The organism is Pseudoalteromonas sp. Isolate6 (assembly GCF_022398435.1).
GTDB lineage: Bacteria > Pseudomonadota > Gammaproteobacteria > Enterobacterales > Alteromonadaceae > Pseudoalteromonas > Pseudoalteromonas galatheae.
This window is the reverse complement of sequence record NZ_JAKEVK010000037.1, coordinates 12,965-32,544: the sequence shown is the minus strand read 5'-3', so window position 1 is coordinate 32,544 and position 19,580 is coordinate 12,965. Positions and strand designations below refer to the sequence as shown.

The following is a 19,580-nucleotide window of genomic DNA, read 5'->3' as shown; positions in this document are numbered from 1 at the left end:
GTCACTAGCCCTTCGGTAACTTGCATCGTTGTGAACTTTACGAAATCTTGCTCAAAAAAGATAAAAAGCCATTAAAAATCATAACAATAGAAATTATAACCATGTAAAGCAGCATCAAACACTCTTATTTAGCAAGCAAGAATTAGCACTGTTTCCTAGTTCAAACAGGTGCGTCAAGGTAGAAATAACCACCCTTAACGGAGTTTTTAAAAGTCAATAAAGTTAAGGAAAATTAACAAAAGGAGTTTAATATGAAATTTCTACCAATACTGAGTGTTATCGCTTTGTCTAGTTACTCACTCAAATCACAGGCTACCTTCACGCTACCTACTCATGATGCTATGACTAGCGCCCCGGTTAATGCCACCAATTATAAAACCTTTAGCAATACTGATGGCATTATTGGATCCGGTGTTGATGTGTATAAAATCAGTTATAGCAGCGGAGCCGACGATTACGTGATAATTGTTAACTTAGATAAAGGCGGACACCCACTAATAATTAGCTCTGAAAAGCACTCTGCGGCCAAGTCCTGGATGATGGGGGGAAATTCACACCAAGATAGCACCCCATATTATTACTTCAAAGCAGCCAGCGGATACGGATTTCATAATGCTTTAAAAGCTTTAGACACTGATTTGACTCAATCATATGTCGGTTTCACTAACTTAAGTTACTTTGGCCCTGTTAGTTCAAACGTAGGTGAAAAGCGAGGGATATTATTTCCTAACCGCTCACATTCAATTTGGATGGAGGGAGGAGAATTAAAACATTCCTTTTATCATGAAGATTCTGGGTATTACGAGGATAGCATTGACCAAACTTGGCACTACGCTCTTGATAATTTAGCTAAGCTTGAAATCGGTGGCGGTAAAGCATTTGTAGGGCGTGTTGATGAATTTGATGATGTCACTTCCTTCCAACCCAATGATTCACGAGATTATTTTGCAGCATTGACTGACTTTGATAATGCAACATATCGGCGCAGTAATTTAGTATCTTACGCATATGCCTTTACTACCAATCATTTAAGTTCCATAAAAGGATACAACTGCAGCTTTGGAGGTGGTTATCCAAGGGGATTTGTCGGTACAGTTGATGCTGATAACAACCCAGGAAACAAGCATGAAAAGCTAGTCATTCTGGTAAGCCAGTGTCAAAATTATAGATACGCAAAGGATGTGCTAGAGATGTATGGACTCAATATGTCTAACGTCATGACTCTAGACAGTGGAGGTTCTTTAAAGTTGTATCTAAATGATTCGAATAGTAAAAAAATAGATTATGGCCGTACAATTCCTAATATACTTGCATTTTTTGAGGATTAACAAAGTAACCGCTCAATTGTTACTGTAAATAGAAAAATCGCTCTCTACTCAAGTAGTTTTCGTGGATTTATTCAGATTCTACCGATGACTACTTGTTCCTGCTCACTTTTACTCATAGCTTTCCTCCAAAGTGCAAGAGAAAATATACATCCTAGATGTACTAGCCCAAAAGGCTTTCCATTTGTCCTGCCCACAGCCCTTTAAACTATTGAGAAAGCATAGATTAATATTAATTCGAGTTACCCAGCTCAATTAATCTCCACTAAGCTAAAACTGAGTGAGGCATACGGTACAGCAACCATTCGTTCGAACAAGCCCTTCACATTAAAACTCACTATAAAATTCAGTTTTCATTCCGTTTAGATTCCTATCATTTCCTTCAAAATCAATAAATTAAATGCAAATCTATAAACACCAAAACAAATCCGATGAGGTGCATATGAAAAAGCTTATTGAAATTTTTATGAAAACAAATCAAGCAAGTCAGATAGGAGAATCAAAAATGACTAAAACTACATTGTTAAGAAATGGTTTCTGCCAATATTCTTTGCCAAATTTCAACGTTGGTTCAATACAAGATATTGAGTTGTTACTGAAACAGGTGGAACCTGAATTAGGCTTAGATACCTATATTCCATCCGGTCAAAACGCAAGAGGTATCGTGCGTTATACCGTCAAGGACGCTAACACACACCTTATCACTCCCGAGGACCGACAAGGTGGCCAATACTATGTATACGGCTTACCTCAACAACTAAACCCGGACGCAGGGGGTAAACAAAGGTGGTTCAAAGCAATAACACATTGCAGTGACGGTACATTGATTTGCAACCACCCAGTGATCACAGCGCTGACTGAATTTTTGATCCAACATTCAATTTCGGCACCGTCGTACCATATTGAGCATCAGTTTATTGGCTATTATCCGACACCTTACGCGGATTGCTTGGTAACCCCTAATACGCTTCATTTCGACGGGTTAAGTCATCAAACGATTACCTCAATCCTTACGCTGGCCAGAGAAAATGTATCAGGCGGGGAGTTTGTGATAGCTGACGGTATCGCGGTAAACACCCCTATAGATAATGTTAGTACCCAAGATCTTCGGCTCTTTACTGAATTACCGGTGGGGTCAGGAGTGATTATGGACGAGTGTCAACGTGGTACTTCCCGTCCACTGTGCCATAGTGCAATGGCGACAAGAATGGAGAATGTGCAGCAAAATACCATCTCTAAACGAATAATCTTGGTCTCAGAAGTCACGCCTATTTGGCACTAGAAAATCAAAGGGCTCGTTTATTGAGCCCTTTTCAATATAGCTGGTTGTAAAAGATAGCTTTTCTATAGCTCAGATATTACGCCGCAACCTGTCCTTTGTGGATCAATCGCTCACAGAGGGCTTGCCACTCATTGGTTTGCTTTTTGCCTTCAATGCGGCGGCCAAATAGCGTTAGTACCGTTTCGCGATTGGCATCGAAAAACTCAATAGAGGTAACCACCGTATTGCCGTTATCCGTGGGTTTTCTGACCACGAACGCGCGGATTAGCTCGTCTGCTTTTACATGCAGGTTAAACTCAGGATCTAAGACGTTAAACCAAGGGCCAACTTGCTTGAGGTTTTCAACCTGCCCAGAGAAGATCTGTACAGCACCTAGGTTGCCAACGAATACCATAATCTCTTGCTTAAACGTTTTTGCTTGTTGAAAAATATCAGCAAGTTCAAAGCTCTGTAGCTCAAAGCTCCATGGTGAGCCGACGAGCTCAAGGGCCTGCAACCGTTCAAGGTTGTATGTCTCCAAAAGCTTTGGAAAATGGTGCACATCCTCAAGCTCACTCCACTGACTCCTAAAGTTATCTAGTTGCTCAGCGCTCGGCTGAGTAATTGTAGGCTCCACCAGTTCAAATGGCTTCACGCTAAATGGGCGCTGTGATGTTAGTTGGTAGCGTGCTTTTATATTCACCAGTTCATTAAAGTCCGACTCAGCCGTAGTATAAACCTTATGTACCGCACGGCCGTTTTCATCAAAAAATTGAAAGCTCGTGTGGCTTTCAGTTTCGACTAAAAATACGCTTTGCCAACGATACAAAAATAACCGCAAGTCGATACCGCCGGGATTGATTGCAATACCACTCAGTTTGCCATTATTGTCCGAAACATAGAGCTTTTCGTATAACCCTTTAATTTCATTTACCACACTGCCATTACGCGTCAGCGCCATCACTTTACCCAGTTTTTTCAGGCTTTTGAGGATATCGGCAATCTGCGTTTCGTCTAAGCGCGTTACTGTGGCAGTCACCGCTTCTTCCTGTTGAGCATTCAATAACTCGGCTTCACTCACACCAAGTTGCATCGCTGCATCAACGGGCCGCAGTCTTGGCTCACCCGCTAACAAGGTTTTATAGTCTTGAATTAATTGCTTCATGATCTCTCCTTAAAAACGCCAGCTGATCTGGGTTTTAATATTGCGGCCAAAACCGTAATCGCCTATTCCACCACCGGTACCAGCCATCAGTTTGTATTCTTTGTTAAAGACATTATCGACAGCAACTCTTAGATTAAACGCAGCATTAATATCCCAACTCGCGTATAAATCGGTCAGAATGTAGCTTTTTTGTGTTTGCGTTGAGTATTGTCTTGTTGCACGGTCCATCACCTGCACATCACGATCGCCACGCCTTACTATTTGTGCACCAACTTGAACGGCTTTATCAAATAACGAGGCGCCTAAATCCAAAGCCATTTTGTCTGCAGGCAAATACCATAAAGGCTCGTTGTCTTGATCTTTTCCGTCTATGTCACTGTAAGAAAAGTTGCTGTAAAAGCGCGGTGTTGCAAAGTTTACTTCCAGCTCAATGCCGTCTCTATCATTGCTAGCGCGATTCGCATAACGCGGTGCTGGTACGGGATTGGTCACATTACTGGTGACCGACGTGATTTCATCGTCTACCGAGATATCAAAATAGATAAAACGTGCTGTTAATGTGTCATTGTCAGTGAGTATGTTATTTGCCTGATAGGTCACGCCAACTTCAGTGTTGTTGCTATATTCTACGTCTAACGCTAATCCTGGTTGTCTGCCACCGTATTGATCGTATAATTCGTCAATGAGTGGTGCTCGGAAACCTTCTTGGCGGTTTGCAAACACCGCCCACTGTGGTGTTAGTTGATAGTTTACACTCAGGGCCCCCGCCCAATCACTGTGTGTCACTTTACTATCTAATGCTGCAAACGTCTGTTGGAATTTAGCCGTTGGTGAGGTGCTATAGCGTTCATAGCGAAGTCCTGCGATCACAGTAAGTTGCTGCCAAGTAAATTCATCTTGGATATACACACCGGAGCGCTTTTGTGTACCACCTGGTTGAGATGTCATCTCGGCTGTCACTTTTGTCGTGCCGTATTGCTCACAGGCGTAGGTCTCGTAGTTGAGTTTTATGCACGGTAATGCGGTCTTTTCACCAATACGCTCTTTGTCGGTATATTGCACGCCATAGGTCAAAGTATGTGAGTCCAATACGCTGGTGTTCATTACATCCAGAGTGGTGATGTTGTATTCATAGTTTGATTCAATACCTATGTAGTCCTCAAGCATGCCGACACCATCAGATTCAGTGACTTGACTACTGGTATAACCGGCCTTAGCGCTTAGGTTGAGATAAGGATTATTCGCAGGGTTGAGTTCATAACTCAGGTTAGTAACGGACTGCTCTACCTCACGGTACACCGTCCCCCATGCGCCCGGATCTGTTGTATTAAACTCGGTTCGCTGGTTATCTGTGGTTTCGGTGTAGCTTGCCCCCACAATGGCATCATCACCTAAAAAATATTCCCCTTTTAACAGAACAGAGCTATTTTCGATTGCCGAGTTGTCCAAAGTTTCATCATTAGAAAGCTCCCAATCATCACTGTCGCGCTTTACCACACCAGCTAGTAAGTCGAGCGAATCATTCGGCCTTGCAAAAGCGATCACAGAGGCATTCTTCTGGGTATTGTTGCTGTCATAACCAAGCTTAATTTTACCGCCAGCGACTTCACCATCCTGTAAAAAATCAGCGGCGTCTTTTAGCTCAAACTGAACAACACCACCAAGTGCACCGCCCCCATGCAGCACAGTACTCGTGCCTCGTTTAATGCTTATCGAGCGATATAATTCCGGATCAGTGAACAGGCTACCCATGCGATATTTTTCAAAAGTTTGCAGCATGCCATCAATCGTCACCATCACGTCTTCCGCGTCACTAAAACCACGAATATTGAACTTATGTCCAGCCGCTCTTGGCCCACCACTGACAGAAACATTAGGAATGGTATCTAAGGTCTCAAATACACTGCTATCTAATTTGCGCTCTATTTGCTCCGACGAAATAACATTCACCGCTTGTGCCGATTGCAATGCGGTTTTTGCGGTACGCGTTGCCGTGACAGTCACTGCATCTAAGTCTGTTTTTACCACTGTCGACTGAGAAACATCCTCATTGGAAGAAGCAGCAGCTTGTACCCAGGTGGCAGAAGTGGCAAGCGCGATGAAAAGGGTTAATTTAGATAAACGCATAAGAATACTCCGAGTGTCGTTATTTTTTACACGCACTTCAACTTTGCCCCTGATCTTCCCTAGTCCTGTCTTATCTAAACAGGCTCATCCAAGATGAAATGCGATTGTCGCGGCGCAATATAACACACACCAATCTAAATGGTAATTGTTTTTATTCGCTTTTAACAATTAAGTTCGCGACTTGAATCTCGAGTGTACTAAGCTGTGCAAAAAGTGATACCAGTGCTTCACTGGGTACTTGTTTATCCACGGCGATATAAATCACCTCTGACTTGTCTAAATGACCAAGCGCTTGTATCAGCGTGTTTTCCGCGCTAAACGGCTGCTCGTCTAAGGCATAGGCTATTTGATCATGATTGAACATGATGCTCACTACCTTAGGTGTTTTTTCCAGTACAACCTCACCATTTTTTCCCGCTGTTGGTAAGTTGACCTCCAAGACGTTGAGTTTTACCGCCACACTGAGCAGCAAAAATACAAGGACGATAAAAAGCACATCGAGTAACGCGGTTAAATCAGCACCTAGGTGCTGAGGTTTGGGTGTCGGCAGCTCAAGCATTATCTGCCTCCACCAAGGTAAATTGGGTATTCATATAAAGCACAAGCTCGCTTTGAAAACGCTCAACCATCGCTTGCAAAACGCCATAAATAAGTAAACATGGCATGGCTATCGCTAGTCCTGCCATAGTTGAATACATAGCTTCCCATAACCCATCCGCTAATAACGCGGGTGTTACAGCTTGCTGAGTTTCGGCAATGGTTTTAAACATTAATACCAGCCCCCAGACAGTGCCAAAGAGTCCCATTAATGGGCTTAGCGTGCCGATAATGCTTAAGATCACTAACCGCTTACGCCACTCAAAAACATACCCTTGTAACCGCAAAGCGCCGACTGCTTTGCTACGAAAAAAGTGAGGTTTACGCTTGATTTCAAGGACGGTAAACCAAGCGCGGCTAAGCACCCAAAGACGCTCTATAATCACCGCAAGCGCAATAACCGACAAACATAAAAATGGCCATTGCATTGGGCCAAGTTGGGAAAACCAGGACTGCATCGTAGTAATACTCTCTAAGAAAGGGAAAATTTAATGGGTACGGTAAACAAGGCTTTTACAGCATTACCGTCACGAAAAACTGGATGAAATCGCCATTGTTCAACGTTCTTGCGAGCAGCTATGTCCAAAGATTGATGGCCACTGCTTTTAACCAAAGTTAACTTCACGATTTCACCTCTTTGATCCAGCTCAATTTCAAAAATAGTCACGCCTTCAAGCCCTCTTCGCTTGGCACGTAATGGGTAGCTAAGCGCAGGTCTTGGTGCTTTGAATAAAGGTAAAGCATCTAATTTAACAGGAGAGTCATCGGTACTATTTGCTTCACTGAGGTGTCTCGCTGAGGCTATTTGCGTTGCTTCTTGCTGCGACGTATTTTCTCGTGTTGAGGTAGGCTCCGTTGCTTCAATAGTTTTTTTATTCTCAGCCACTATGGCTTTATTAAGCTTTTTAGGTTGTGGCCGCTCTTTGGTCTGTTGCTTGGGTTTGGGTACAGGCTTGGCTTTCTGCTCTTGCTTCTGTGGTTTTTTAAGTAGGTGCGTAGTGCCATTAAAATCAGATGGCGCTTGCTCTGCTTCCACTTTTTGAGGCGGCTCTTGGGAAGGTTGCGCCGCAAACGAAATCATGAGTGGTTTGGTGACTTTACTCACTTCATTTGCAGCAACGCCTGAGTGCCACACCAGTGCTGAGCTTGCAGGAAATAACCACCACAAACCATGCAGCAGAGCGGAGACTGTGATGCAGATAATTAATTTCATATTGATAAAGACAAATGATAACTGTTACTATTCGCAATAAATACTAACAAGTTTGGATCTGTAATGAAAGCTCAAATTACGACACTGCTAACTTCTAGTTTGCTACTACTCACTTCTCTTCTACAACCTACCTATGCCGATCAAGGTGCCAAAAATATCGTTGTTTCTGGTGGCTCTATCACAGAGATTATTTATGCACTTGGCGAGGAAAATCGTATCGTTGGCGTAGACAGTACTAGCGTATTTCCTGTTGCTGCGACCGATAAACCACAAATCGGTTACGTAAGAAAAATTAACGTTGAAGGGATCCTTTCCCTTAATCCTGATTTATTACTCGGTGAAGCAGATACAGGCCCAGACAAGGTATTAAAACAGCTTCAAGATACCGGATTACCCACCTATATTTTCAGCGATAACGATGATCTTGCTGGCGTCGAAGAAAAAATAACAACAATCGCCGAGTTACTGGCAGTTAAAGATAAAGGCCAAGCGCTAGTCGAATATATTCAAGCCGACAGAAAAGCCTTAACGCATGTTCTAAAGCAAGTGAACAACAAGCCTAAGGTATTATTTGTTTTAAGCCTGCGTAGTGGCCAACCAATTGTTGCGGGTGCTGGCAATTCTGCAGATGAGGTTATCAACGCAGCTGGCGGCGTTAATGTTGCAGCTCAGCATTTTGACGGTTGGAAGCCGCTCGCAACCGAAGCGGCCATCTCCATGGATCCTGATGTGATCATTAGTATGGGCCGCCATGGAGAACAAAAAGCGACGGATTTAAGCCAAGTTCCCCACTTTAAGTTCTCTAACGCCGTTAAAAACAACCGAGTTATACTTATCGATGGAACGTACTTACTTGGTATGGGCCCATGCACGCCACAAGCCGTAGTTGAGCTCGCTACCTTACTCCACCCAAACGCCACACTGCCCAAGGGTTACCGATTTAGAGCAGCCCAGTCTGCACCAGAAAATGAGCCTCTGTAATGCTAGCACTCGAGCAATCTCTAATTCCCGCTGAAGTTGCCAGAAAATGGATGTTGTTGGGACTAATTATCGGCTGTATCGTGGTGAGTTTTATTGGCCTTACCAGCGGCGGAGTGAGCATTAGCTACAGTCGTCTGATGGATATTCTCTTTGCAGGTCAATCGAGTAACTTAGAACACGCGGTGATCTGGCAAATTAGATTACCAAGGTTGGTGCTCGCAATTGTGGTTGGTGCTGGACTTGGTGCATGCGGCGCTGCAATGCAAGCAATCTTTAGAAACCCGCTGGCAGATCCAGGGTTAATTGGGATCTCTAGTGGTGCCGCACTTGGCGCAATTAGTACCATCGTATTAGGCTCTACGTTACTCAGTGGATTTGCGGATTATTATGGAATTTACGCGGTGCCAATCGGTGCTTTTCTGGGCTGTCTTGGTGTGTGCAGTTTAATCTACCGTTTATCCAGTCAAGGAAATCGCTTCACAATTGTCAGTTTGTTGTTAGCAGGTATTGCAGTAAACGCCATTGTTGGTGCAGTCATCGGCATACTGACGTTGATCAGCTCAGATCAACAGTTACGCGACCTAACTTTTTGGAGCATGGGGTCACTTGCAGGTAATAGTTTCACAACTATCATCCCATCGCTGTGTTTAATGTTGGCATGTTGTTTTGGTTTTAGCCGCTTAGCTCAACCGCTCAACCTCTATTTACTTGGCGAGCAACAAGCTAAACACCTCGGGGTCGATGTCGTGCGCCTTAAAAAGAAAGTGTTTGCTTATACCGCATTGTGCACCGGTGCGGCGGTTGCGCTAACTGGTATTATCGGTTTCGTCGGCTTTATTGTTCCTCATATTGTGCGCTTATTAATCGGCCCAGATCACCGTTATTTGTTACCTGCTTCGATGTTGGGTGGGGCAATTTTACTGTGTTTGGCGGACTTGCTCGCTCGCACACTCATTCTCCCATCAGAATTACCGATAGGCCTTATCACCAGCGCTTTAGGTGGCCCTTTTTTCCTGATCATGCTGGTGAAAACATATCGTATCAAGGAGCTTTAGTATGCTAGAAGCGAATAGTGTCAGTGTCCAAGTGGGGCAAAAATTGTTACTCAAAGACATTGATTTTTCGGTCAGCCCGGGGGAGTTTGCCGTTGTTCTTGGCCCCAACGGTGCTGGCAAGTCTACCCTACTCAAGGCGCTGTGCGGTGATATCTCACTAACACAGGGCGATGTCACCTATCATCAACGAAGAGTACAAGACTTAAGTGCCGTAGCACTCTCTCATATCCGTGCCGTACTCACGCAGCAATATGATTGTGAGTTCCCATTTAGCGTGCAAGAGATAGTGGATATGTCGCACTATGTACATCAGCATGAGTGTACACCAAACTCGCTTCGCGAATATTCACAGCAAGCGATGCAAACTTTATCTGTCGAGCATTTAGCGGCGCGCTGCTTTACTCAGCTATCAGGGGGAGAAAAGCAAAGGGTTCAATTTGCGCGGGTACTTTGCCAGCTGCTACCCACTTTACATGCGAATAACCCCTGCTACCTGATGATTGACGAGCCTACCGCAAGCTTAGATTTATATCATCAGTATCAAGTCATGAAGCTGGCTCAGCAAATAGCTAAACAGGGAGCGGGCGTAGTGGCAGTGGTACATGACTTAGCCCTCGCTGCAAGCTTTGCCGATAAGGTATATCTGCTACAACAGGGCGAATTGGTTGCCACCGGATCCCCAGAGGACGTACTCAGTAACGCACAATTAATGAGTACCTATGGGATTGATGCAGAGATCACGCTTTCAGATATGTTTTTACCAACCCTAGGTGTTGCAAAGGCATTTGGACTTGCGGCAGAAAAATAACCTCTACTTAAACAGGCTGGCCTGCACCAGCCTGTTTAATCAGCTCGCTAAAATTAAGCAAGTTGCTAGTTACCTCCTAAATTGATGCGCCTTTTACTGTGCGTATACACAAAATGGCAAGACTAAACAAAATAATAGCAAGCAGCGCCATCGCAGCCACACCAAGGCTGTAAGCAAAACCCGCGACGGCAGACCAGATCGCAACACCAATGTGCATCATGCTCATGGCCAGTGAGATAAGTACACCACTGTGTGCAGGCGAAAGTTCTGAAATATATGCCTGTAATGCCGGAGCCCCAATGCCACCAGCCAATGCCCAAAGTGTCATCAAAAAGTATAACGGTATGAGAGAGATACCTTGATACCAATAAAGACCGCTACTGGCGATGAGGCAAACGACCAATGATGCACGCATGACCTGCCGCCCACTTTCAAAGTGGGTTGCGAGTTTTGGCATCATCAGGTTTCCAGCAACGCTCACTAAGCCTAATAAGGCATACAGTACACCAATAAACCACACTGACAGTGCTTGTGTATCTCGTAAATGCTGCCCAACCAAATTGAACAAACCAATACCACCACCTAAACCGATACACATGGTAAGTAACGCGCCAACAACACCGGGGATTTGCCATAGCTTGACTGATATCTTAGTGCCTTTTCCAACTTTGTCATTTGGGATCGCATGGCGGTTTACGGTAAGTAATAATGCTACAACCCAAGTGGCGATCCCGAGCGCAACAAAAGCCGCTCGCCACGACATTAGATGCGTTAAAAACGCGCCAAACGCAGGACTTGAGATCATGCCAAGGGTTAAGCCTGCTTGCAACCAACCAATCCGCTTTAGCGCATCTCCACCAGAGCTTGCCGCGATGGCAAATGCAATCGGTAGCATGCCAGCACTGGCAATACCTGTGATCACACGAGCAACCAACCCCCACTCAAATGAAGTGACCAGCCCTGTCGCGATGGAGGCACCACCAAAAACCACGATTGCAGGCAAGATGATAGCTCGGCGCCCTGCTTTATCTGAGAGCGCCCCAAATAAGGGAGCCACAATCGCTAGGGCTACGCTGTAAGTGGTAATAAACAGTGTAACTCGCTCAGGCTTTACACCTAATTCGAGTCCAATAGGCTCAAGAATAGGCCCAAGCATCAGCTCATCGGCCCCGACTAAAAACGCAATAAAGGCGAGTAATAAAGTCAATAACATCTCATTACCCCTTTTTTGCGCAGCAAACGGTTACCTTGCAGGTGTTCAACAAAGCATAAGAAATAAAGCCAATATTAATTTGGTCTTTGTTTAGGTTAATGCCTGACATTATCAGGCCTTTTAAAATCAAGTTCATTAAATTACATCCATAAAAAACGGGAGATCGGCTGTGATACCGACCTCCCGTTTCAAAAAATTTCGAAAACGTGTGCCGCTGAACTTTGGGCACAAAAAAGCCGGCGATGAAGTATCATCGCCGGCTTCGTCTTTCCAATCATCAGATACACTGCCGTTGCCCACCTTTATTCAGGTAGTCACCAATGCCTCTGATGAAGATTCAGAAAGTAAGCTCCGAGCAACACTTCATCGTGTTAATGCGCGGAGCAAAGCCTTATAACAAAATTCTTAAATAGGATGTAAAACATCGTGGAAAGATCCAAATTAAAATCGCGCGCCAATTTATACGATGTCGATTAAGTAGTCAATAATCCAAACTAAGATACGTCAACACAACGGTGTACTATCTCTTATCCCTAAGCGCAAAGCGGTAAAAAACTGCGATCAGCAAACAAATGGTTATAGGCAACCACAGCGCCTGAAAGTAAAACTTGTTATAAAGCCAAGCGCCTAACACACCACCTGCCACAAACCCTGAGATTATCAACACAAACAGTCTTGTTTTTCTGGTATCCAGTGGCTCGCCTCTACATAGCGCTCCAATCATTAGTCCTAAGTCGGTGAATATTCCTGTTACATGGGTTGTCCTCACCACAGCTCCACTGTACGTGGTGGCTAATGCGTTTTGTAGTCCACAAGCTGCAGAGGCAAAAAAGTGACCATAAAATGAGCCTTGCATCAGTAATACGAGAGACACGGTAAGCAACATGGCTTCGATCACCAACGCGGTATCGTAATGTTTGCCAAGCCTTAGCGTGGTGCCATGCAGCAAAAACCCCGCAAGTGCAGAGCCAATCAAGAACGCGAGTAACACTCCAAATAAGTGCAGGGTTTCTTTAAGATTGTCACCTAAAAAACTGGTTCCGAGCATAGTCGCAGTGCCGGATAAGTGAGAAACGGATTGGTGCTCGAAGCTAAGTAGGCCGATTGCATTCACAAACCCTGCGACGAGCGCCAATATAAAAGCGCCGATCTCAACCCATTTTGGTAACTTTGAGATCATCTCTTCGCCATCGGATGATCAGGATTTAACTGCAATAAGTCCCAGCGGTTGCCATAGAGATCTTCAAACACAGCAACCATGCCATAATCTTGCTCTTGTGGCTCGCGAATAAACTGAATACCAATAGACTTCATGCGCTCATAATCACGCCAGAAATCATCGGTATTTAAAAATAAAAAGACTCGCCCGCCAGCTTGATCACCAATAAACTTCTGCTGCTCTGGCGTAGAAGCTCTAGCAAGGAGTAACGCAGTACCATGGGAATTAGGCGGTGCCACCACCACCCAGCGTTTATCTTGCTCGGGTTGATAGGTGTCTTCTATTAATTCAAAACCTAGTTTATTGACGTAGAAGGTGATGGCTTCATCGTAGTCTTTGACGACGAGCGCAATATTAACAATATTTTGTTTCATGATGAGAGTATCCCATAGCCTCTTGCCATAAGCGCAGCAAGTAGCGATAAAATTAAAAGTAACAGTATTTCTAGTCTTTTAATGACAATGATGCGCTGGGGCACAGACAAATTAGCTGCTGTTGTATTACGGTACTTCAATAAAAACACAGTCGGAATGATAGATAGCAAAGCGGTTAACAAAAATACTCCCTCTTTGGCATGGAAAATCGGGTTTTTAGTGTAGAACTCACTGGGCTTGCCAACTGCAAACCATAGCGTTAATCCTGCGCCAAGGGTTACAAGCGCACTGACGCCATACAAGCCATCAATTAGTACTAAGCGCTTAACGCTATGACTACTCATTGATTTGGAGAGTAGCATGTTTTCAATCGCGAGCGTCGATGCCAAAAATAAAATACCGATAAAATGAATATATCTAACGGCTATCTCTTCCATGCGATGCCCCAATTGCTATTTTAGCCTTGATAAAGTGTGCTGTTTTCTTCCAAAAAGTTCACCAAAGGCAAAAATAGCGGTTGCGGCAATTCATTAAGCGAGAACCACTGCCATTGTTTACATTTATTTGGCTCTCTAACTTCTGCATCGTGAGTATCGCACCTTGCTATGACAAACAGAGTGACATAATGTTTCTGCTCATCAGCAAAATAATCATTAGTAAAGCCAAGCTTTTCAACGTTTACAACATCTAGCCCCGTTTCTTCATGCACCTCTCTTATTGCACATGCCTCAATGTCCTCTCCATACTCTAAGTGGCCCCCCGGCGTTGCCCAAGTATGTGCGCCATGGGCACCGATGCGTTCACCAAGTAAAATTTTATTATTGTGTATTATGACCACGCCAACTCCGACGCGTACAAATTGATCCATCATTTATCCTTACTGTTGTTTTTTTGGATATTATATAGTGTGTGTCCTAAAAAGTTCAGAGCTATTCAACACATACATGTCTAACACAAAAGAAAACAATTAAATCACAATAAAAAAACATAACCCCATAAAATTGACATCACTTTAAAATTATGAAAATGTACGCTTGCCCATTACAGGAACTCTGGGTAAAAAAATTATTAGAACATACTGACAACTAAGGAATAAGTAATGAAATTAACGATAAAGAAATCAAGTTTGAAATCGCTTTCATCTCAATCACTACAACTTAATCTTGCTCAAACACCAAATATCGCTGGTGGGAACAAAGAGCAAAACAACCGCCCTCAAGCTGCCGGAACACGTATAGATTGCGCATCTATTGCGGTTAACCTTCCTTGTGTGATCATGTAAGGTACGATTTTTATACTTTTGTATAGAAACTGACAAGGCCGCTGCCGCGGCCTATCTATAATCGTTTTTAAAATCAGCGCTGTAACCCAAGCTACTTGTAGAGGACCAACTAAGACGATGTTAAGCTCGCCAAGATCTCAAGTGCATGTTTTCTATCGCTTAACTCGTATAAATCGTTGGTAAAAATAAACTCATCGACCGCTAGCTCACGTTTAATCATGCTGAGTTTATGATATACAGTCGCGGGACTTCCAACCACAGATAGACCTAAAAAGCTTTCAACTTGCATTTGCTCTTGGGCATTCCATAGACCCTCCATCGAGTCAACAGGGGGTTTTAACCATAACGCCTGACCTCGCATCAACGCTAGGATACGTTGCTTTGACGTAGTAGCTAAATACTGAGCTTGCTCGTCGGTATCCGCTGCAACTACGGGCAAACCAAGCATTACATAAGGTTTATCTAACACTTCTGATGATTGGAAATCGCGGCGATAAAGCGCAATTGCATCATGTACAAATCGTGGCGCAAAGTGACCCGCAAATGCATAAGGTAAACCTCGCTTTGCAGCAAGTTGGGCACTATAAAGACTCGAACCAAGCAACCAGATTGGTACCTTAGTATTTTCACCCGGAATGGCACGCACCGAGGATTTACCATCATAAGGCCCTAGCAAGGCCTGTAATTCAGCGACTTCGTCGTCAAATTGCTCTGCACGTCTGTCATCGCGACGCAGTGCTCGGCTGGTAATCGGATCGCTGCCAGGCGCTCGCCCTAACCCCAAATCAATACGTCCAGGATAGAGGCTTTCTAAGGTGCCAAACTGCTCAGCGACGACTAACGGTGGATGGTTTGGCAACATCACGCCACCCGCCCCCACCCGAATATTGCGAGTGTGCCCAGCAATATGCCCTATCAATACAGAGGTTGCTGCGCAGACAATACCACGCATATTATGATGCTCAGCCATCCAAAAGCGTTTAAAGCCAAGTTCATCCGCTTTTTGCGCATAAGCCACGCTGTTAGCGAGGGTTTGTGAAACGGTATCTTGCTCTTTCATCGGGCTTAATTCGAGCAAAGAAAATGGCATGTTGGCAAGTGAAGTCATAACAATCCTTAACGCTTTGAGTTACACCATAGAGTAAGGGTTGCAGCCCCCATTTCAATCCGAAATTCTGCACTACATTGTTGCTGATTTTCGACTGGTTATGAACAATCAAGCCATTAGCTTTACGTCAAAAGGCCTGATTTCCATGGACCCACGTTTGCGTAACCTTGGTCGCTTTTATTTCTTCGAATGTTACATCGAATAGATTTCGGTCTAACACAATAAAGTCAGCAAGCTTTCCAACCTCAAGGCTTCCAACAATGTCTTCTTGTCGCATCGCGTACGCAGCATTTATTGTGTAGGCCGCAATTGCTTGTTCTAATGAGATTGCTTCAGGCTGTCGAGTAACTGCATTCGCGATACCGATAAAAGGATTAAGCGTACTCACATTCCAATCGCTGCTCAGCGTGAGCATCGCACCATTTTCACTTAGGCTCTTAATTGGAACCAAATGATCAGCCCGCTCGCGGCCTAACAGTGGCTGCATTTCTTGCCAATGATGCGGTTGAGTAAATTCTCCTGCGACTTGTGCATCTGCTATCACACCCAACGCGGAAAACCTTTTATAATCTTCAGGATCAACAACTTCTACATGGGTAAGGCGATGCCGAGCAGTTCCTTTAGAGGCCGCCTCAATGGCATTTAACGCTTCATGTATTCCTCTGTCGCCAATTGCATGAATATTAAAATCAAAGCCACTAGGCTCCAATGCTTTTATATATTTCTCTAGCCGAGCTTGGGTAAAATAATTCACTCCACGGTTACCATCGAGCTTAAGCCAATCTACTTTATAAGGCTCTTTCATTGCCGCAGTGGTATTCACCAAAATACCATCCATGTAAAACTTTATTTGGTCGATTTTTAGTAAGCTATTTGGCGTCGTATTATAAAACGATTTAAGCGCTCTAATTTGACTTTCATCACTTGCTTCAGGATAAGCCCATAAGCCCAAGCTGACTCGCATCTTCAAGACACCATCCGCTTGTAGTTTTTGCCAAGTATCTAATTGGCCGCGTTGCCAATATACGCGAGCATCACTAATCGATGTTATTCCGTGGCTTAGAAGCATAGGCTGGGTATATTCAACAAAGCCAATATAGTTTTGGCTCTGCTCATCCCCTAAAGATTGCATTGCAAGGTCCATAGCAATATTGCCCGCGTTGTCATACAAGATGCCATTCAACTCTCCGACATCATTTCGGCCAATAACCCCCCCTATCGGATCACGGCTGCTCGCATGTATGTTAGCCAACGAGAGGGCTTTGGAGTTTACCCACATTGAATGTGAAGTTTGCTCCATGATAATGACTGGTCGGTCTGGGATTACTTCATCAATTAGAACTTTAGGCGATATATCGAGATCAAGTAAGGTATCTATATTATGACCATAACCGATCAACCAAGCTGCATCAGGGTTTTCGCTTGCAGCTTGATAAAGTACATCTTGATAACCATCTATTGTGTCGTACTGCGCAGCTGTAAAATGGGTTGCATCTGACGCTGATTCCAGTGGGTGGATATGGACATCATGAAGGCCTGGAAGCACCATCTTACCTGCTAAATCATACACATTTGTTTTTTTACCAATATAGGACTTGGCTCCTTTTTCATCACCTAAATAAACGATTTCGCCATCCTTGACCGCCATGGCTTGGGCCCAAGGCTTGGATTGTGTAACAGTGTAAATAGCAGCGTTACTAAACACTTTGTCTGCAAACTGGGGATCTGAAGGTTCTATTTGAGTTGTTAGCGTATTATTCTCTCCACACCCAGCTAATACACAGCTCAAAGCTATCGCGGTAAATGTGATCATCGTATCTCGCTTGTTCATATCGTTCTCCTAAAAGTTCTCCTAGTATAGCTATACTCAGGTAACCAGAAGGTAACCACCATTCTCATATTTTAGTCGCTAAAACATTTCAGGTTCGCTAGCATAGAGGAAGCAACAGACAAAACCGTGTTTTTATGATTATTTTATTGGTTGAAGATGATCGCCAGCTCGCTACAATCACCGCAAATTACCTCAATGATGAAGGCATTGAGGTTGATTATGCAGACAGCATTTCTAGCGCTAAAGTCATATCGTCAGAACAACAATATGATGCAATTGTACTGGACTTAGAACTACCAGACGGTTTCGGCTTTGAACTTGCCCGTGAGTTTTCAATAAGCCACAAACAAACTCCCATTCTCTTTCTAACCGCGCAGCACTGTCTAGAGGCAAAGTTGCGTGCGTTTGAGCTTGGTGCACTTGACTATCTCACTAAGCCCTTCGAACTTGCCGAGCTTAGCGTAAGATTAAAACTACTTGGGCGAAAGCATCACCCACAACCGAGCGAAATATTTCACCTTGATACCCTCACGGTGGACTTAAGTGCCCACATTGCAACTCGCGCGTTGAGGCCAATCACATTGTCACCACAACAATGGTGCTTATTGAAGCTTTTGATCCGGCACTCCCCTAACCCAGTATCAAAACACACTGTAATAGAACATGTCTGGCAACATGATGACGTTTCCCCTGACATGTATAAGTCACTTTTAAGTCGATTACGAAAAAACCTCAGTCAAGGTCATGAATTGGAGTTATTTCATACCATAAAAGGGATTGGAGTCCTGCTGGATGCAAAATAGCACACTATCCTTAACAACATATCTCACTAATAGGTTAGTGGGGATATTTATAATTATTAGTCTCATTTTTTTCAGTACCACAATGGTGGTTTATTGGTTTGGACTAGATGACACCGCAGAGTTTTACCTTTATAAGGATGCGCACGAGTTTCAAATACAACAGCAAGAAATTGATACTAGATTTCGAACAGTGACTCAAACGCTTGATAGCCTGAATGAACGCGAACAGAATAACTTTAATCATCGCGTTCCATGGGAACAACCGACCCTGATCAGTGAAAATGGCTTAGATACCTATTATCTTAAACTCCCCCCTCTACATAACACCCCTGCACTCTATGTGTTGCATCGTTTCGAACAGCATCAATCCCTAGATATAAAACCTCTATTATTCACTGTAACTTCAATGATGCTCTGCGTGTTAGCCATAGTCATCTTTTTTGTTTTACGAAAAGTGAGGCAACAAACGCATCACTTTAGAACAAATGTTGAGCAACTGGAGAGTCACCACACTATCATTTTTAGTGAATTCGCCCTTGCTCAACAAGCGATATTTGATGCGGTGACAGAGCAAAAAAATGCAGTGAAGCGTGAATATGAGTTTGCTAGTTTTTTAAGTCATGAGATCAAACAACCGCTCACGTTAATCGGACATCAATTAGCAAGATTTGACCAACTTGATATGTTACCTCCACCCAGCCTGTCGCTAATAGATGCGCTAAAACATGCTCAGCGCGATACGACTCAATTATGCGACACAATTCTGAATTTATGGCAACCGCAAGACTGCACAGTGTCCTCTAAAACGAAAATTAACCAAACGCTACTAGAATGGGCAAACACCAGTGATGCAGATATTCAAGTTGAGCTCCTTGCTCCAGAACACTATTTACAACTAACTAAACCCGAATTAGCCTTACTACTCAAACAAATAGAAACTAACTTTAATAAGTATGGTATTGCACCACTTAAAGTCACTGTTCATTCGCAGTATTTACATTTTGAAAACGCCATCAATGAAGAGCTACTCCAACAGTCCAGTCACGGTATAGGGTTGTTTATTATCAAAGCCATAGCTAAAAAAGCAAATTGGCAACTAACCTCTAGCCAGAATGAGCTCACGTTCAGTTTGAAGCTCACTAAACTATAAAATGATGCGCTTAGCTGCTGAGTCATGATAGCTCACCCAGCAGCTGCAATTTGGCCAAGGCAACGGTT

Annotated in this window: 20 protein-coding genes; 8 read left to right on the top strand and 12 right to left on the bottom strand. The window is 43.8% G+C overall.

Features of this window, described 5'->3' with window-relative positions; genetic code table 11:
• Positions 1–251 precede the first annotated feature (251 nt).
• Together L1D50_RS07820 and L1D50_RS07815 are read left to right on the top strand one after the other, a co-directional pair.
• Positions 252–1,328, top strand: a complete 1,077-nt coding sequence (locus L1D50_RS07820) for a hypothetical protein (protein ID WP_128727497.1) — start codon at positions 252–254, stop codon at positions 1,326–1,328.
• Between the two features lie 502 nt (positions 1,329–1,830).
• A complete protein-coding gene (locus L1D50_RS07815; protein ID WP_239965829.1) occupies positions 1,831–2,607 on the top strand; it encodes a 2OG-Fe dioxygenase family protein in 777 nt (258 codons plus the stop codon).
• 76 nt (positions 2,608–2,683) lie between these two features.
• Here the strand turns inward: L1D50_RS07815 and L1D50_RS07810 are convergent, their stop codons facing one another.
• From L1D50_RS07810 to L1D50_RS07790, 5 genes are all read right to left on the bottom strand, one after another.
• Complete coding sequence (locus L1D50_RS07810; protein WP_239965828.1) at positions 2,684–3,751, bottom strand: ChuX/HutX family heme-like substrate-binding protein; 1,068 nt, start codon at positions 3,749–3,751, stop codon at positions 2,684–2,686.
• A 9-nt stretch (positions 3,752–3,760) separates the two neighbouring features.
• Positions 3,761–5,878 (bottom strand): TonB-dependent receptor, encoded by a 2,118-nt coding sequence (locus tag L1D50_RS07805; protein ID WP_239965827.1) that lies wholly within the window; start codon positions 5,876–5,878, stop codon positions 3,761–3,763.
• Positions 5,879–6,029: 151 nt separating this feature from the next.
• Positions 6,030–6,437: a biopolymer transporter ExbD gene (locus L1D50_RS07800; RefSeq protein ID WP_069021332.1), complete on the bottom strand. Its 408-nt coding sequence runs from the start codon at positions 6,435–6,437 to the stop codon at positions 6,030–6,032.
• Entirely contained in the window at positions 6,430–6,933 is a 504-nt protein-coding gene (locus L1D50_RS07795; protein WP_045963679.1) for a MotA/TolQ/ExbB proton channel family protein, read from the bottom strand. The genes L1D50_RS07800 and L1D50_RS07795 overlap by 8 nt, the downstream gene beginning before the upstream one ends.
• 14 nt (positions 6,934–6,947) lie before the next feature.
• Positions 6,948–7,688 carry an energy transducer TonB gene (locus L1D50_RS07790; protein WP_128727501.1) on the bottom strand — a complete coding sequence of 247 codons (741 nt, stop codon included), beginning with the start codon at positions 7,686–7,688 and terminating at the stop codon, positions 6,948–6,950.
• Between the two features lie 63 nt (positions 7,689–7,751).
• Between L1D50_RS07790 and L1D50_RS07785 the strand changes: the two genes are divergently transcribed.
• The 3 genes from L1D50_RS07785 to L1D50_RS07775 are packed head-to-tail and all read left to right on the top strand — an operon-like array spanning position 7,752 to position 10,532.
• Positions 7,752–8,669, top strand: coding sequence for an ABC transporter substrate-binding protein (locus L1D50_RS07785; RefSeq protein WP_239965826.1), 918 nt, complete (start codon positions 7,752–7,754; stop codon positions 8,667–8,669).
• Positions 8,669–9,724 (top strand): iron ABC transporter permease, encoded by a 1,056-nt coding sequence (locus L1D50_RS07780; RefSeq protein ID WP_239965825.1) that lies wholly within the window; start codon positions 8,669–8,671, stop codon positions 9,722–9,724. The genes L1D50_RS07785 and L1D50_RS07780 overlap by 1 nt, the downstream gene beginning before the upstream one ends.
• Position 9,725: 1 nt before the next feature.
• Positions 9,726–10,532: a heme ABC transporter ATP-binding protein gene (locus tag L1D50_RS07775; protein WP_239965824.1), complete on the top strand. Its 807-nt coding sequence runs from the start codon at positions 9,726–9,728 to the stop codon at positions 10,530–10,532.
• Between the two features lie 76 nt (positions 10,533–10,608).
• On the opposite strand, the gene L1D50_RS07770 is transcribed toward L1D50_RS07775, so the two are convergent.
• The 5 genes from L1D50_RS07770 to L1D50_RS07750 all read right to left on the bottom strand — a co-directional run bounded on the left by L1D50_RS07770 (position 10,609) and on the right by L1D50_RS07750 (position 14,206).
• Entirely contained in the window at positions 10,609–11,745 is a 1,137-nt protein-coding gene (locus tag L1D50_RS07770) for an MFS transporter (RefSeq protein ID WP_239965823.1), read from the bottom strand.
• Positions 11,746–12,265: 520 nt separating this feature from the next.
• Positions 12,266–12,925 carry a YoaK family protein gene (locus L1D50_RS07765; protein ID WP_128727506.1) on the bottom strand — a complete coding sequence of 220 codons (660 nt, stop codon included), beginning with the start codon at positions 12,923–12,925 and terminating at the stop codon, positions 12,266–12,268.
• Positions 12,922–13,338: a VOC family protein gene (locus L1D50_RS07760; RefSeq protein WP_239965822.1), complete on the bottom strand. Its 417-nt coding sequence runs from the start codon at positions 13,336–13,338 to the stop codon at positions 12,922–12,924. Before L1D50_RS07760 ends, L1D50_RS07765 begins: the two co-directional genes overlap by 4 nt.
• Positions 13,335–13,775, bottom strand: a complete 441-nt coding sequence (locus tag L1D50_RS07755; RefSeq protein WP_239965821.1) for a DUF2214 family protein — start codon at positions 13,773–13,775, stop codon at positions 13,335–13,337. The genes L1D50_RS07760 and L1D50_RS07755 overlap by 4 nt, the downstream gene beginning before the upstream one ends.
• A gap of 20 nt (positions 13,776–13,795) precedes the next feature.
• Positions 13,796–14,206, bottom strand: a complete 411-nt coding sequence (locus L1D50_RS07750; RefSeq protein ID WP_239965820.1) for an NUDIX hydrolase — start codon at positions 14,204–14,206, stop codon at positions 13,796–13,798.
• A 231-nt stretch (positions 14,207–14,437) separates the two neighbouring features.
• Here L1D50_RS07750 and L1D50_RS07745 point away from each other — a divergent pair, with 231 nt between their 5' ends.
• The gene (locus L1D50_RS07745; protein WP_128727510.1) at positions 14,438–14,620 is read left to right on the top strand and encodes a hypothetical protein; all 183 of its coding nucleotides are present in this window, start codon (positions 14,438–14,440) and stop codon (positions 14,618–14,620) included.
• 109 nt (positions 14,621–14,729) lie between these two features.
• Here L1D50_RS07745 and L1D50_RS07740 read toward each other — a convergent pair whose 3' ends face one another.
• Positions 14,730–15,728 carry an LLM class flavin-dependent oxidoreductase gene (locus tag L1D50_RS07740; RefSeq protein WP_239965819.1) on the bottom strand — a complete coding sequence of 333 codons (999 nt, stop codon included), beginning with the start codon at positions 15,726–15,728 and terminating at the stop codon, positions 14,730–14,732.
• 127 nt (positions 15,729–15,855) lie between these two features.
• Positions 15,856–17,559 (bottom strand): amidohydrolase, encoded by a 1,704-nt coding sequence (locus L1D50_RS07735; protein ID WP_128727512.1) that lies wholly within the window; start codon positions 17,557–17,559, stop codon positions 15,856–15,858.
• A 134-nt stretch (positions 17,560–17,693) separates the two neighbouring features.
• On the opposite strand from L1D50_RS07735, the gene L1D50_RS07730 reads away from it, so the two are divergent.
• Together L1D50_RS07730 and L1D50_RS07725 are read left to right on the top strand one after the other, a co-directional pair.
• The gene (locus L1D50_RS07730) at positions 17,694–18,362 is read left to right on the top strand and encodes a response regulator transcription factor (RefSeq protein ID WP_138523422.1); all 669 of its coding nucleotides are present in this window, start codon (positions 17,694–17,696) and stop codon (positions 18,360–18,362) included.
• An 82-nt stretch (positions 18,363–18,444) separates the two neighbouring features.
• Positions 18,445–19,512 carry a hypothetical protein gene (locus tag L1D50_RS07725; RefSeq protein WP_239965818.1) on the top strand — a complete coding sequence of 356 codons (1,068 nt, stop codon included), beginning with the start codon at positions 18,445–18,447 and terminating at the stop codon, positions 19,510–19,512.
• Positions 19,513–19,580: the final 68 nt, after the last annotated feature.